We start from the raw sequence: 501 nt of genomic DNA on the forward strand, positions 1-501 counted from the left end.
GCAACTTTTCAGGCCAGTATTGTTCTGGCAACTCAACAGCAACAACAAAGCCCGAACCACGCTGGCTGACCAAGTACCCTTCAGCAACTACCTGTTCGTAGGCAGAAATAACCGTGTTGCGGCTAAGGTTCAACTCTTGTGCCAGTTTACGAGTCGACGGTAGCTTGCCGTTCTTGGGCCAAAGCCCTCGAACAATCTTATCCCTTATTGCAAAAAATACAGACTGCTGGCGCGTACCGCGGCCTGTTTTTACGCACAAATCACCCACATCGATTAACGACAAATTGGATCCATCCATAGTTTAAAAGTGGCTCTCTCTAAGCTACCAGTTAAACGTTACATTGCAACGACACGCTTAGGAAGAAAATGACTATTTCTCATTACTGTGAGTTGGTTAGGGAGACCACCATGCTATCGAATACAAAAAGAACAGAAATCAAAAAAGGCGCTCATAAAGCGGTGACTGAAGTTGAAAAGCTGCACATGATTATTGATGAAAGC

The 501-nt window shown here is 44.9% G+C and carries 1 protein-coding gene and 1 pseudogene; one reads left to right on the forward strand and one right to left on the reverse strand.

Features of this window, described 5'->3' with window-relative positions; all coding sequences use genetic code 11:
* Positions 1-298: winged helix-turn-helix domain-containing protein (locus tag R7P74_RS29820; protein ID WP_318124358.1), on the reverse strand; the 298-nt coding region annotated here is incomplete at its 3' end.
* 110 nt (positions 299-408) lie between these two features.
* Between R7P74_RS29820 and R7P74_RS29825 the strand changes: the two are divergent.
* Positions 409-501: pseudogene (locus tag R7P74_RS29825) on the forward strand (pyridoxamine 5'-phosphate oxidase family protein); the annotation flags it as partial.

It is taken from the genome of Vibrio sp. 2033 (assembly GCF_033339735.1).